Genomic DNA, 12812 nt, shown 5'->3' on the forward strand with positions numbered 1-12812 from the left:
AATTGTATTATATCAATATTTATCAAAAAATTCAAGGAAAAAATAAACATTTTATAATTATTGATATTTCATTTTTTTTATAGTACAATATGTGTAGTTATACTTAAAACTTTTATATTTATTAATTTTCACATCATATTTTTAAATATAATTTGTGATTCCTTCAAAAAAATATTTATATAGAAAGGCCCGAATTTTATGAAAATAAAAGAAATAGGAAAAAAAATCAAAATTGGAATAGATAAAATTGGTTTTGCAATGCCAAAATACTTTTTAGATATACGAGATTTAGCACTTGGAAGAAATGAAAATGAAAATAAGTTTGTAAAAGGTCTTATGCAAAGCGAGATGAGCATTGCACCTGTAACGGAGGATATTGTGTCGCTTGGGGCAAGTGCGGCTGAACAAATTTTAGACGAAGAAGATAAAAAAAATATTGAAATGGTTATTGTTGGAACAGAATCTGGAATTGATCAAAGTAAGGCTTCTGCTGTTTTTATTCATCATCTGCTGGGTATTCAGCCATTTGCAAGATGTATCGAAATTAAGGAAGCCTGCTACGGGGCAACTGCTGCTTTAAGTTTTGCCAAAAACTATATTGAAAAAAACGAAAATGCCTCAGTTCTAGTAATTGCTTCAGACATTGCAAAATACGGAATTGACACTCCTGGAGAATCTACACAAGGGGCAGGAAGTATCGCAATGCTAATAAAAAAAGACCCAAAAATTGCCGTAATAAATGATGAAAATGTATGCCAAACACGTGATATTATGGACTTCTGGCGTCCTAACTACTCAAATTTTCCAATAGTAGACGGACATTTTTCAACAAAGCAGTATCTTGACTGCCTTGTAACAACATTTGATGAATACAAAAAAAGATATAATCAAGATTTATGTGATTTTGATGGTTTCTGTTTTCATTTACCATTTCCAAAACTAGGATTGAAAGCGATTAATTCACTTTTAGAAAAAAATGTGGAAAAAGAAACAAAAAATAAATTTTTGGAAAAATTTCATACTTCAATAATTTATGGAAAACGAGTCGGAAATATCTATACAGGCTCTCTTTATCTAAGTTTGCTTTCATTACTTGAAAACTGTGATAGCTTAAAGGCTGGTGACAATATTGGAATGTATAGTTATGGAAGCGGCGCTGTTTGTGAATTTTTTAATCTAACCCTTGCAGAAGACTTTAAAAATCATCTAAGGCACGATAGATTAAACGATTTTGACAATAGAAAGCAATTATCAATAAATGAATATGAAAATTTATTTTTTGAAAAAATAATTTTAGATAATGAAGGAAATTGTGATTTTTCAAATAGAAAACTTATTCAGGAAAGTGATAATGCGTTTGTATTGGAAAAAGTGGAAAATCATAAAAGGATTTACAAAAAAATAAAATAAATTTCTGAAAGGAGCTAATTAATATGAATTTAGAAGAACAGCGGCAGTTTATTTTATCAGGAAAAGTTTACAATGATTTAACTCCAGAGCTTATAAAAGCTAGAGAAAATACTGTTTTTTTAACAAATAAATATAACGAAAGTTTTGGAAAACCAACATCAGAAAGAGAAGCAATCCTAAAAAATCTTTTAAAATCAATTGGTAAAAACGTACACTTTGAGCCGACATTCCGATGTGAATTTGGATTTAATATTTCAATAGGAAATAACTTTTATGCAAATTTTGACTGTGTAATGCTTGATGGTGGCGGAATTGAAATTGGAAATAATGTTCTTTTTGGACCAAGAGTAGGAATTTATACTTCTAATCACAGTATTGATGCAGAAGAAAGAATTAATGGGGGATGTTATGCCAAGCCTGTGAAAATAGGTAACAATGTATGGATTGGTGCAGGAGTCCACATTAATCAAGGAGTTACAATTGGAAACAACACTATTATCGGCTCTGGAAGTATTGTTACAAAAGATATTCCAGATAATGTAATTGCCGCAGGAGTACCGTGCAAAGTTATCAGAAAAATAACAGAAAAAGATAAAACTGGCTATAAACCTTAAAATTTAAACTATATTTTCACTCAAGCATTAGAATTTGACAATTTTTTAAGTGCTTGAGTTTTATTATAACCCCTCAAACGAAAGGAACTGATTTCAAATATGAAAAAGGAAAATCAAAAAAAATTAAATTGGCTTGGCTTTCAAAAAAAAGAACGAACTGAGCGAATACAGATGTTAAAAGATAATGGATTTTTAACTGAAGAATTTGAACAACTTCTGAAAAAAAATGAGAACTTGCCACTAGAAACTGCAAATCAAATGACTGAAAATGGAATTGGAACATTTGCCTTGCCATTCAGCATTGCTCCAAACTTTATTATTGATGAAAAAGATTATGCTGTGCCAATGGTTACAGAAGAACCATCTGTTGTGGCAGGGTGCAGTTACGCAGCTAAAATTATTGGAAAATCTGGCGGTTTCACAACAAAAATTTTGGACAGGAAAATGATTGGGCAAGTTGCATTGTATGATATTTTAGACTTTGAAAATGCTATTTCGATGATTTTGGAAAATAAAAATGAAATTTTAAAAATTGCAAATGATGCCCATCCTTCGATTGTAGCACGTGGCGGCGGTGCGATTAATATTGAAGCAAAGAATATTGATGAATTTCTGATTGTTTATCTGATTGCCGATGTGAAGGAGGCTATGGGAGCAAATATTTTGAATACAATGCTTGAGACAATAAAAATGCCGCTTGAAAATATTACAAACGGAAAAAGCCTAATGGCAATTTTATCAAATTATGCAACCGAATCTCTTGTAAAAGCCGAATGTGAAGTAAATGTAAAACTTCTTAGCAGCTCAATGGAAACATCTATTGAAACTGCAAAAAAAATAGAACTTGCAAGCAAATTTGCAAAACTTGATATTTATCGTGCCACAACTCATAATAAAGGGATTTTCAACGGAATTGACGCTGTAGTAATCGCTACTGGGAACGACTGGCGTGCAATTGAAGCTGGAGGAAATGCTTTTGCTGTGAAAAATGGCAAATACGAAGGTCTTACAACTTGGACTTTTGATGAAAGCACAAATAAATTAAAAGGCGAACTTACCCTCCCAATGCCAATCGCAAGTGTAGGTGGCTCAATAGGACTAAATCCAAGCGTAAAAGCTGCATTTAATATTTTAGGAAATCCTGACGCAAGGACACTGGCAAGCATTATTACATCAGTAGGGCTTGCTCAAAACTTTGCCGCAGTAAAAGCACTTGTTACAACTGGAATACAGCACGGACACATGAAGCTGCAGGCTCGTTCATTAGCACTTTTTGCTGGTGCAAAAGGTAAAGAAATTGATATTGTTGTAGAAAAACTTTTGGAAAGTGGAAAAAGTATTAATTTGGAAAATGTGAAGGTAATTTTAGAAGAAATAAAAATCAAAAAATAATATAGCAGAAAAAAAGAGGTAGTTTATAATGACTACCCCTTATTTTATTACATTTTATTAGATTACATCATTCCTGGCATTCCCATTCCACCTGGCATTCCACCAGCTGGCGATTCTTCTTTTTCATTACCAACTGCAACTTCAGTTGTTAATAATACTGATGATACTGATACTGCATTTTGAATTGCAGAACGTGTTACTTTGGCAGGATCAATGATTCCAGCTTTTACCATATCTACATATTCTTCTTTTGCAGCGTCAAATCCTATTCCATTTTCAGAATTTTTTACTTTTTCAATTACGACACCTGCATCAATTCCAGCATTGATAACAATTTGTCTAAGTGGTGCAGATAATGCTCTTTTCACAATTTCCACTCCAAGCCCTTCTTCACCTTCTAATTTAAAGTCTTCAATTGCTTTTGCGATTTGAATCAAGATTGTTCCTCCTCCAGGCACAATTCCTTCTTCCACAGCTGCTTTTGTTGCATTTAAAGCATCTTCAATTCTCAATTTTCTTTCTTTCATTTCAGTTTCAGTTGCAGCTCCAACTTTTATTACAGCCACTCCACCAGATAATTTAGCAAGTCTTTCCTGCAATTTTTCTCTGTCATAATCAGAAGTTGTTTCAGCAATTGAATTTTTAATTTGTCCAATTCTTGCTTGTATTGCATCTTTTTCTCCAAGACCGTCTACGATAACGGTATTATCTTTAGTAATTCTAACTTTTTTAGCTTGTCCCAAGAAATTAATATCAGCAGTTTCAAGTTTAATTCCTTTTTCTTCAGAAATAACTTCTCCACCTGTTAAAATTGCAATATCCTGTAACATAGCCTTTCTTCTGTCTCCAAACGCTGGAGCTTTTACAGCGGCAATATTTAATGTTCCACGAAGTTTATTTACAACAAGAGTTGCAAGTGCTTCTCCTTCCACATCTTCAGCGATTATAAGCATTGGTCGTCCTAATTCCACTGTTTTTTCCAAGATTGGCAATAATTCTTTCATGTTTGCAATTTTTTTATCTGTGATCAAGACAAATGGATTGTCCATTTCCACAACCATTCTTTCAGAATCTGAAACCATGTAAGGTGACAAGTATCCGTTGTCAAACTGCATTCCTTCCACAACTTCCAGAGTTGTATCCAAAGAACGCGCTTCCTCAACTGTAATAACTCCAGATTCTCCAACTTTTTCCATAGCTTGAGCAATTAATTGTCCTATTTCTACATCTCCTGCTGAAATTGCCCCAACTTGTGCTATTTCTTCATTTGATTCCACTTTTTTAGCTCTTTTTGTAAGTTCTTCAATAACTTTTTTAGAAGCAAGTTCCATTCCACGTCTTATAAATACAGGATTTGCTCCAGAAGCTACCATTTTCAGTCCTTCTTTGATTAAAGCCTGTGCCAGTACAGTTGCAGTAGTTGTACCGTCTCCTGCCACATCATTTGACTTTGTAGCCACTTCTTTTACAATTTGTGCTCCAAGATTTTCGATTGGATCTTTAAGTTCGATTTCTTTTGCTATTGTAACACCATCATTTGTAATCATTGGTGCTCCAAATCCTCTATCTAATACTACATTTCTTCCTTTCGGTCCAAGTGTAATTTTTACAGCGTCAGCTAGTGTATCTACTCCCACTTCAAGCGCTTTTCTCGCATCTTCATTAAATTTTATTATTTTTCCCATTTTTTATCATCTCCTTCTAAAATTTGTAAATTTTTTATTGTGAAATTCTTTCGTAATTTAATAATATAATTTTTTATTTTAACAAGAAATAAAAATTACTTGTTTCACAATGTCTGTATCATTTTTTTATACATTTAATTTCCATACAAATTTATTTTTTTAAATTTTTATTATTCAACAATTGCCAAAACATTGTCTTTTTCTAAAATTAAGTAGTTTTCTTCCCCATCCTTAACTTCTGTTCCAGAATATTTTTCAAAAATTACTTTATCTCCAACTTTGACTTCCTCAATCTTTGAACCAACTGCTAAAACTTCTCCAATTATCGGTTTTTCCTTTGAAGCTGTCCCTGGCAATACAATCCCGCTTTTTGTAACTTCTTCCTGCTCTGTCTGTTTTATTAAAACTCTTTCTCCCAATGGTTTAATTATCATTTTTCCCTCCTAAAATATTTTAATCTTTAATTCAATTTTATTGTTAGCACTCTTTAAATTTAAGTGCTAACAATATAATAATACATTTTTAAAAATTTTGCAAGCATTTTTTTAAATTTTTTTGATCTCATAAATTGCAATATTAATTGCGACATTTTACCTAACTTTTTTTAAAACTAATTTCGTGTAAAAATTTTTCAAATGGCGTTGCATAGTTTAAACATTTTCTTGGTCTCGAATTTATCAGCATTAAAGTTCTTATCAAGTCTTCTGTATCTATTTTTGATATGTCGGTCTTCTTTGGATAAAATTCTCTTAGAAGACCGTTGCTGTTTTCATTGCAGCCTCTCTGCCATGAGCAGTAAGAATCTGCAAAATAGAATTCTATTCCCATCTTCTCCACCTCTTCCCAGCACGAAAATTCCTTGCCCCTGTCTGATGTGAAAGTCTTGAATGCTCCTTTTGGAATACCGGCTGTCAGCCGTTTTATTGCTTCCAGCATTGAACTTTTACTTCTATTTTTCATCTTTATTGCCACATAAAATCTTGTCTTCAATTCTACAAATGTCGCAAAGCAGGCTTTGTTTTCTCCTCTTGCTGAAACTACCGAGTCCAGCTCCCAATGCCCAAAAACTTCTTTTTTCCTGACTTCTTGCGGTCTGTCGCCAATTGACTTCCCAATATTGAATTTTCCTCTTGTCTCCTTAGTTTTCGCTCTCCTCCCCTTTCTTCTCAAGACATTCAGCGAAACATCTAAAAAATTACTGTACAGCCAGTTATAGATAGTTTTAAATGACAGTCTCCCCTTTAGTTCCCTGCCAGCAATTTGTTCAGGGGACCAGGTTTTGTAGAGCCTGTCCTCTATCAGGTTTTTCAATTCAGCAGTAATTTTTGAGCTTCTTCCTTTATTAGCAGCTTTTGTACTGGCATCTGCCTGAGCATTTTCAGAAGAGTATTCGCCATTAATTCTTTTTATTTCACGATAAATGGTAGTCCTGTGCCTGTTAAGGATTTTAGCAATTTTAGCAATTTTGTAATTTTCTTTTAGCAGAACCTCTAGTTTATTTCTTTCATTTATGGTAAAATATTTATGGCTCATGATATATTTCCTTTCGTTAATGTTTTTGTCGTTACTAACATTTTAACACGAAATTATCATGAGTTTTTATATTTTTTTAGTTTGTCGCAATATATTTTACAATCTATGATCTCTAAAAAAATGACTCATTTCTGAGTCATTTAAATATTCCTATTTTTTACCTCTATCTTTATAGTAGCTATCTCTTATTTCTTTTAGAACTCTATCTGCCTTATCATTTTTTTCTTTCGGAGTATGTTTTGCTACTTCAATATTTCCTCTACCGTTATTTATAATTATAATTTTATCTGGAGTTTTTGGAGCTTTTGCAAAAGTTGCACCTTTACTTCCACTAAAATAGCTTGCTCTTGCTTCTTTCAGGGCTTTCTTAGCTCTTTTTATCTCTTCTTTTGTTAATTCACGCCGTACAATTGGAGCTTGTACAGGCTCATAAACAGGGGCTGAATTTGCTATACTTACTCTTTCTCTTTTTTCTTTAACTACATTTGGTTTAGTTTCTGTAATTTGTGGTTTTTTTTCTGGTTTTTTCTCAATTACGTATTTTTCTATTTCAGATTTATTTTGTACAATCTTTTTTTCGGTTAAAGCTTTTTCTTCGGCTAATTTACGTTGTCTTTCAGCCTCTTCTCTTGCTTTTTCAACTTCAATCTGATCTTTTTGGTTTTTGTAATAATCATCTCTCACTTTTTTTATTATCGTTCCTGTCCCAATAGCAAGGAGTGGAATTCCTACCGCAAGAATTGAGCTTACAGCTATTAATTTTTTCCTTTTTTTCATAAATTTTCCTCCCAATTAACTTTTGAGCAAAGTAAATCAAATGTTTTTCAGATTTACTTTAAGAATTTATTTATTTTGTATTCTGTTATTAAATTTCATTTAATTACTTTTGTTACAATTCTACCATAATTTTTTAAATTTTTCAATTTGTTTTTGCTTATATCACGACAAACGCATGAAAAAAATCTAAAAAAAGGTATAATATTACTGAGATATTTTATGAAAGAAGCTGATAAAAATGTCGGAAAATAACCAAAATCTAAAAGAATTGTTAATATCTAATTCCTGTCGCTCCAACTCTTTTTCTAATTTTTTATTTTTATCCATTTCTTGTTGCAGTGCCTTTTTAAAGCTATGATTTCATTTAAAGCTTCATTAGTATTGTATTTTTTATTTATGATTCCTTTAAATTTTTTTCCTATTTTCTGATTGTTACTTTTACTAACCCATATTCATTTTCTAATAGACCTGTCCTTCCTTCTTCCAGCAATTCTGAAATTGACATTTTAAATTCATCTGTGTACCTCTTACTTTTCTTGCCATAATCAAGTTTCCCTCTTCAACTATATTTTAACAAATAGAAAACTAGTTTTCAAATTATTTGTCCAAAATTTTGGGTACACTCCAAAGATGTTGGACACGCTGAATAAATTAGAAAAAAATAAAACACCCTAATTTAGAGTGTTTTATGATTTACTGATATTTTACTGATTTTGCCATTTTATAAATCGCTTTAAACAATTATTTTTAAAGGTTTTGAGATAATTTTACTTTTTAATCCAAGGCATAAGTTTTCTTAATTCAGCTCCAACTTTTTCTACACCGTGATTTGCAAATTCTGCTCTTTTTTCTTTTAAGAATGGTTGTCCTGCTTTTGAGTCTGCTAAGAAGTCATTTGCAAATTTACCTGATTGGATATCTGCTAATACTTGTTTCATAGCTTCTTTTGTTTCAGCAGTTATGATTTTTGGTCCTGTGATGTAATCTCCATATTCAGCAGTATTTGAAATTGAGCTTCTCATTGTTGCCAATCCACCTTCATAAATCAAGTCTACGATAAGTTTCATTTCGTGTAAGCATTCAAAGTAAGCATTTACAGGATCATATCCAGCTTCTGTCAATACTTCAAATCCTACTTTCATAAGTTCTACTACTCCACCACACAATACAGCCTGTTCACCGAATAAATCTGTTTCTGTTTCTTGCTTGAATGTAGTTTCAAGGATTCCTGATCTTCCTCCACCAATAGCTGATGCCCATGCTTTGGCAACTTCCATTGCATCTCCTGCTGGATCTTTATACACTGCTACTAAACAAGGTACTCCACTTCCTTCTTGGAATGTTCTTCTTACTAAGTGTCCAGGTCCTTTTGGTGCAACCATGAATACGCTTATATCTTCTCTTGGAACAATTTTTTCAAAGTGAATGTTAAATCCATGTCCAAATGCAATGTATGCTCCTTCTTTCAAGTTTGGTGCAATATCAGACGCATATACATCAGCCTGAATTTCATCTGGAATCAAAATCATAACTATATCTGCATCTTTTACGGCATCTGCAGTTTCTTTTACTGTAAATCCTGCTTCAGTAGCCTCATCCCAAGATTTTGAACCTTTTCTAAGTCCAACAGTTACATCAAATCCACCTTCTCTCAAATTTAAAGAATGTGCATGCCCTTGCGAACCATACCCTAATACAGTAATTTTTTTACCTTCCAATTTACTCAAATCACAGTCAGCATCATAATAAACTGTTGTTCCTAAAATATTTCCTGCCATTTTTTATCCTCCTAAATTTTATATGTATATATTATACACTTTTTAAAAATATTTGCAAATATTTCTTTTTAATGTAACTATATATTTTATATATTTTTGAATTTTATTTTTTAGATATTTTGATTAATAAATATTTTTTTACATTACTATATTTTTCCTTTTTTATTTTCGTAGGATTGATCATTGCCGCAAATCCCTATCTTAACAGTAAAGGTTTATCCTAATAATTAAAATTGTCGCAAGAATTGCTAGCCTACTACGACATTTTTCTACACTAACAAAAAATTCACTATGTTCAAACAGTTTTTCCAGCACAGAAAAATACTCTGACGTATTAGTTTATACTAGACTTTGTTTAAAAAATAAAAATTATATCTTAAAATATTAGATCTTATCTTTTATTAGAAGAGATTGTAATAAATTCATTATTTAAACAGGGTTTAGTATAGGATGTTATTATCAAATTTATTGTGCATTTACATAAGCATCCTTCACTTTACACGCTTTTACATCTCCCGAATTTAGAACAGCTCTAAACTCCCATTTTTTATTTTTATCAATGGAGTCCGTGCTGTCTACAACATCTCCAACTTTTGTTCCTTTTTTATCAAAGCAAGGGATTTCAATAGTAACATTTTCCTTTCTGCTCCCACTATTTGTTAAAACTCCTGTTACAATTGTTGTATTCCCATCATTTTCAACTTTTGCCTTAGAAAATTTATACTTAACACCTTTCGCATTAATTTCTCCATCATTTCCGCCGATTATTCCACCAATAATATTCCCAGTTGTCTTAATTACTGCTCCTGTAACAGTTCCCGCTGCCTTAATTGTCCCTCCAGCAATACTTCCTGCCACTCCAACAACTCCACAAGATGAAAGAACTAAAGCCATTCCCATTATCATTATTATTTTTTTCATAATTCACTAAATCCTTTCAATATTTTTTATGCCTATAATACAGTAAAATCACTTTAAAACTGAATTTAAAAATATTTTATTGCAATACCAGTATATTTCAAATATTCTAACATTAAAATTATATATTTCTATTTTTTATAAATATTTTTTACTTTAAAACTTATACTATTCCACATTTAAAATTAAACCTTCCTATCTTTAACATAGTTTTTATTTTCTAATAAAATTTAGTATTAAATTATTTTGTTTAATGACAATTTTACTATTTTTATTACACTTTTTTTTCAGGATTGCTCATTGCCGCAAATCCTTATCTTGCAATAAAGATTTATCCTGAGAATCAAAATGTATGGCAAGATTGCTACGCAATACCTATGGCTAGTACGACTTTTATTATAACTAAAAAACTATATTTTAATTATTTGGAAATATACTTTGTTAAAAAAGTCTATAATAACTTTGTTACTTAAACAGAGTTTAATATTAGAAATATTTACTAGCTTCTTTAATGCTTAATTTTGCCATTTTTTCTTTATTTTTCTCAATAAAATTTTTTACCCACTTAGGATTAGTCTTGCTATAATCTCTCAATGCCCAGCCTATCGCCTTATTGATAAAAAATTTCGTCTGTCCCAGATTATTCTTTAAAATCTTTTCCAGTAATTCAGTATTTGTTTTTTCTTTTCTCAAAAGCTGATGATCAATGGCAATTCTTCTAAGCCAAGTATTTTCATCAAGACTCCATTCTATCAATATTTTATTCACATTTGAATCTTTTAATGCCAAAGCTCCTATTGTCATATCTAAATTGTCTATCGTATCCCACCACGATTTTTTCAAGATTAACTGTTTAAGCTTTGGAATATCGTCTATTGTCAACTTATCTTTCATATTCTTTAGGTAATCTGCTCCAACATACTGAAATTCCCTGTACTTATTTTCCCAGCATTTATTTACAAATTCCCAGTCGATTTTTTCTTCATTCTTGTATTCCTTGAAAAAATTTTTAAATATTTTGCGTCTTTCAGGCGTCTTGATTCCAATATATTCAAATTTATTAAGCATATATTTTGACATTTTTTGAGCCTGTTCTTTATTTTTATGCTGAATCATTTCTTTATAAAGTTTATTAAAATCCATAAGTTTCCTCTTTTTTCATTTTATTAAAAACATTAATTTCTATTAATTACAAAATTCTAATTTATCCGTTTTCTCTACAAATTGTGAAAATTCATTTTGGAGCGAAAGCGGAGGAACTATAAAATCTTTTTTCCCTAACTCTTTTGCTGTGATTGCCATTTTTATTCCGCTACCTTGAGACATATACAATATTTTTTTCATATGTTTCTCTAACATTTTTTCAAAGAATATAACATTATAAACTTCATTATTTAACCTAATTTTCATTATAGAAGGATGCATTATTCCAAATTTAGCATTGTGTGGAATTCTATAAATTTCTCCAACTGTTCCCCTACAACTCACTATTGTATCTCCTGGATATACGTAAATCTTTTTAATTCTTCATATTTTTTCTTATCTACATACCGATTTAATGTATCTATTGTTTTTCTTATTGCATGCTTCTGTTCACATACAATACAAAATCCTTCTTCCTTAGAAACAAAACATTCATTTTTTAAGCTACTTCCAAATGGACCAATAAACATTTCTTTAACATTTTTATTTAATTTTTTCTTCTTAAATTTACTTTCATCTCCAAACATCTCTATAAATCGGGATTTAAATTTTAACCCTTACGGAAAATAAAACAGGCTATTCTCCTAAAGTATGTTCTATAATATTATAGTTTAATGCAAAGTGTAGCTATATAGTCATTTCCATAACGTGATAATCTATGTCTCTTGTCACACGATTCATAAAAATCTATCATAGCGAGACCATTTTTGAGTTGCCCTCTAATCTGAGTTTCTAAGGTATGGCTAAATTCATATCCATATTCTGGATTTATGGTTATCTTGCCTTCCTCTTCAAGCTCTTTTGAATTAAAAGGTATTGAAAACTTTAAAAGTAATTCCTCATTGGGTTTGTCCCATACAATGTCAGCATCATACATGTATATCCAAGGATTCATAAATCCGACCATTAACAATCCACCCTTTTTCAATACTCGAGAGGCTTCTTTATATATGTTTTCTAAATCTTCTACATATACATTTGAAACTGGATTGAAAATAATATCAAAAGTTTCATTTTCAAATGGAAATGGCTTTGTCATATCGCCTTGAACTATGTTGATTTTTAAGCCTTCCCTTTTAGCAACCATATCATCTCTTTGTAATTGTGATTTAGAAAAATCCATTATGGTTACATCATAACCTTTTATAGCAAAAACTGGTCCCTGCTGTCCACCACCACAAGCTAAACCTAATATCTTTTTTCCGTTTGCTTTTTCAAACCATTCTTTTGGAACTTTTTTCCCAACAGTTAATGCAACAGAAATTGAATTATTTCTAACTTCTTCTAATTCTTCATGTGTCAATGGCTCAGTATAGTCATTTTTTACATTATTCCATCTATCTTCATTTAATTTTATATAATTATTCATCTTATAATCTCCTCGTAATTTTATACTATTTCGATTTAAGTTGAATGTGTTGCCATTACACTTTTCTCACCTCTACAAATTTCTAATTTCTTGAACAATTTTAATCTTGCTTAATTTTTTTAATTTTTATTTT

The 12812-nt window shown here is 30.9% G+C and carries 13 protein-coding genes; 3 read left to right on the plus strand and 10 right to left on the minus strand.

What is annotated here, in order from left to right:
- Positions 1–198: 198 nt before the first annotated feature.
- The 3 genes from AB8B23_RS06600 to AB8B23_RS06610 all read left to right on the plus strand — a co-directional run bounded on the left by AB8B23_RS06600 (position 199) and on the right by AB8B23_RS06610 (position 3416).
- On the plus strand, positions 199–1410 hold the full coding sequence (locus AB8B23_RS06600; protein ID WP_369712078.1) for a hydroxymethylglutaryl-CoA synthase: 1212 nt from the start codon (positions 199–201) through the stop codon (positions 1408–1410).
- A 23-nt stretch (positions 1411–1433) separates the two neighbouring features.
- A complete protein-coding gene (locus AB8B23_RS06605; protein ID WP_369712079.1) occupies positions 1434–2024 on the plus strand; it encodes a sugar O-acetyltransferase in 591 nt (196 codons plus the stop codon).
- A gap of 99 nt (positions 2025–2123) precedes the next feature.
- Positions 2124–3416, plus strand: a complete 1293-nt coding sequence (locus tag AB8B23_RS06610; RefSeq protein WP_369712080.1) for a hydroxymethylglutaryl-CoA reductase, degradative — start codon at positions 2124–2126, stop codon at positions 3414–3416.
- Positions 3417–3478: 62 nt separating this feature from the next.
- Here AB8B23_RS06610 and groL read toward each other — a convergent pair whose 3' ends face one another.
- The 10 genes from groL to AB8B23_RS06660 all read right to left on the minus strand — a co-directional run bounded on the left by groL (position 3479) and on the right by AB8B23_RS06660 (position 12679).
- Positions 3479–5101 (minus strand): chaperonin GroEL, encoded by a 1623-nt coding sequence (groL, locus tag AB8B23_RS06615; RefSeq protein WP_369712081.1) that lies wholly within the window; start codon positions 5099–5101, stop codon positions 3479–3481.
- Between the two features lie 170 nt (positions 5102–5271).
- Positions 5272–5535, minus strand: coding sequence for a co-chaperone GroES (locus AB8B23_RS06620; RefSeq protein WP_369712082.1), 264 nt, complete (start codon positions 5533–5535; stop codon positions 5272–5274).
- Between the two features lie 160 nt (positions 5536–5695).
- Positions 5696–6634 carry an IS30 family transposase gene (locus AB8B23_RS06625; protein ID WP_369712083.1) on the minus strand — a complete coding sequence of 313 codons (939 nt, stop codon included), beginning with the start codon at positions 6632–6634 and terminating at the stop codon, positions 5696–5698.
- Positions 6635–6784: 150 nt separating this feature from the next.
- Positions 6785–7411: a hypothetical protein gene (locus tag AB8B23_RS06630; protein ID WP_369712084.1), complete on the minus strand. Its 627-nt coding sequence runs from the start codon at positions 7409–7411 to the stop codon at positions 6785–6787.
- 767 nt (positions 7412–8178) lie between these two features.
- Positions 8179–9189: a ketol-acid reductoisomerase gene (ilvC, locus tag AB8B23_RS06635; RefSeq protein WP_021744313.1), complete on the minus strand. Its 1011-nt coding sequence runs from the start codon at positions 9187–9189 to the stop codon at positions 8179–8181.
- Between the two features lie 465 nt (positions 9190–9654).
- Positions 9655–10110, minus strand: a complete 456-nt coding sequence (locus AB8B23_RS06640; protein WP_369712085.1) for an FxLYD domain-containing protein — start codon at positions 10108–10110, stop codon at positions 9655–9657.
- Between the two features lie 483 nt (positions 10111–10593).
- Positions 10594–11250, minus strand: a complete 657-nt coding sequence (locus AB8B23_RS06645) for a DNA alkylation repair protein (RefSeq protein ID WP_369712086.1) — start codon at positions 11248–11250, stop codon at positions 10594–10596.
- Between the two features lie 42 nt (positions 11251–11292).
- Positions 11293–11595 carry a hypothetical protein gene (locus AB8B23_RS06650; protein ID WP_369712087.1) on the minus strand — a complete coding sequence of 101 codons (303 nt, stop codon included), beginning with the start codon at positions 11593–11595 and terminating at the stop codon, positions 11293–11295.
- Positions 11595–11837: a hypothetical protein gene (locus AB8B23_RS06655; protein WP_369712088.1), complete on the minus strand. Its 243-nt coding sequence runs from the start codon at positions 11835–11837 to the stop codon at positions 11595–11597. The genes AB8B23_RS06650 and AB8B23_RS06655 overlap by 1 nt, the downstream gene beginning before the upstream one ends.
- Before the next feature lie 77 nt (positions 11838–11914).
- Positions 11915–12679, minus strand: a complete 765-nt coding sequence (locus tag AB8B23_RS06660) for a class I SAM-dependent methyltransferase (RefSeq protein ID WP_369712089.1) — start codon at positions 12677–12679, stop codon at positions 11915–11917.
- Positions 12680–12812 lie beyond the last annotated feature (133 nt).

Source organism: Leptotrichia sp. HSP-342 (genome assembly GCF_041199995.1).
Taxonomy (GTDB): Bacteria; Fusobacteriota; Fusobacteriia; order Fusobacteriales; family Leptotrichiaceae; genus Leptotrichia; species Leptotrichia mesophila.

Bases quoted from the DNA above. Each gene is read 5' to 3' on its own strand.
- AB8B23_RS06655 (WP_369712088.1), bottom strand. From the start codon at position 11,837: ATGTTTGGAGATGAAAGTAAATTTAAGAAGAAAAAATTAAATAAAAAT.
- AB8B23_RS06645 (WP_369712086.1), bottom strand. From the start codon at position 11,250: ATGGATTTTAATAAACTTTATAAAGAAATGATTCAGCATAAAAATAAA.
- AB8B23_RS06660 (WP_369712089.1), bottom strand. From the start codon at position 12,679: ATGAATAATTATATAAAATTAAATGAAGATAGATGGAATAATGTAAAA.
- AB8B23_RS06640 (WP_369712085.1), bottom strand. From the start codon at position 10,110: ATGAAAAAAATAATAATGATAATGGGAATGGCTTTAGTTCTTTCATCT.
- AB8B23_RS06620 (WP_369712082.1), bottom strand. From the start codon at position 5,535: ATGATAATTAAACCATTGGGAGAAAGAGTTTTAATAAAACAGACAGAG.
- AB8B23_RS06630 (WP_369712084.1), bottom strand. From the start codon at position 7,411: ATGAAAAAAAGGAAAAAATTAATAGCTGTAAGCTCAATTCTTGCGGTA.
- AB8B23_RS06625 (WP_369712083.1), bottom strand. From the start codon at position 6,634: ATGAGCCATAAATATTTTACCATAAATGAAAGAAATAAACTAGAGGTT.
- AB8B23_RS06600 (WP_369712078.1), top strand. From the start codon at position 199: ATGAAAATAAAAGAAATAGGAAAAAAAATCAAAATTGGAATAGATAAA.
- AB8B23_RS06605 (WP_369712079.1), top strand. From the start codon at position 1,434: ATGAATTTAGAAGAACAGCGGCAGTTTATTTTATCAGGAAAAGTTTAC.
- groL (WP_369712081.1), bottom strand. From the start codon at position 5,101: ATGGGAAAAATAATAAAATTTAATGAAGATGCGAGAAAAGCGCTTGAA.
- AB8B23_RS06610 (WP_369712080.1), top strand. From the start codon at position 2,124: ATGAAAAAGGAAAATCAAAAAAAATTAAATTGGCTTGGCTTTCAAAAA.
- ilvC (WP_021744313.1), bottom strand. From the start codon at position 9,189: ATGGCAGGAAATATTTTAGGAACAACAGTTTATTATGATGCTGACTGT.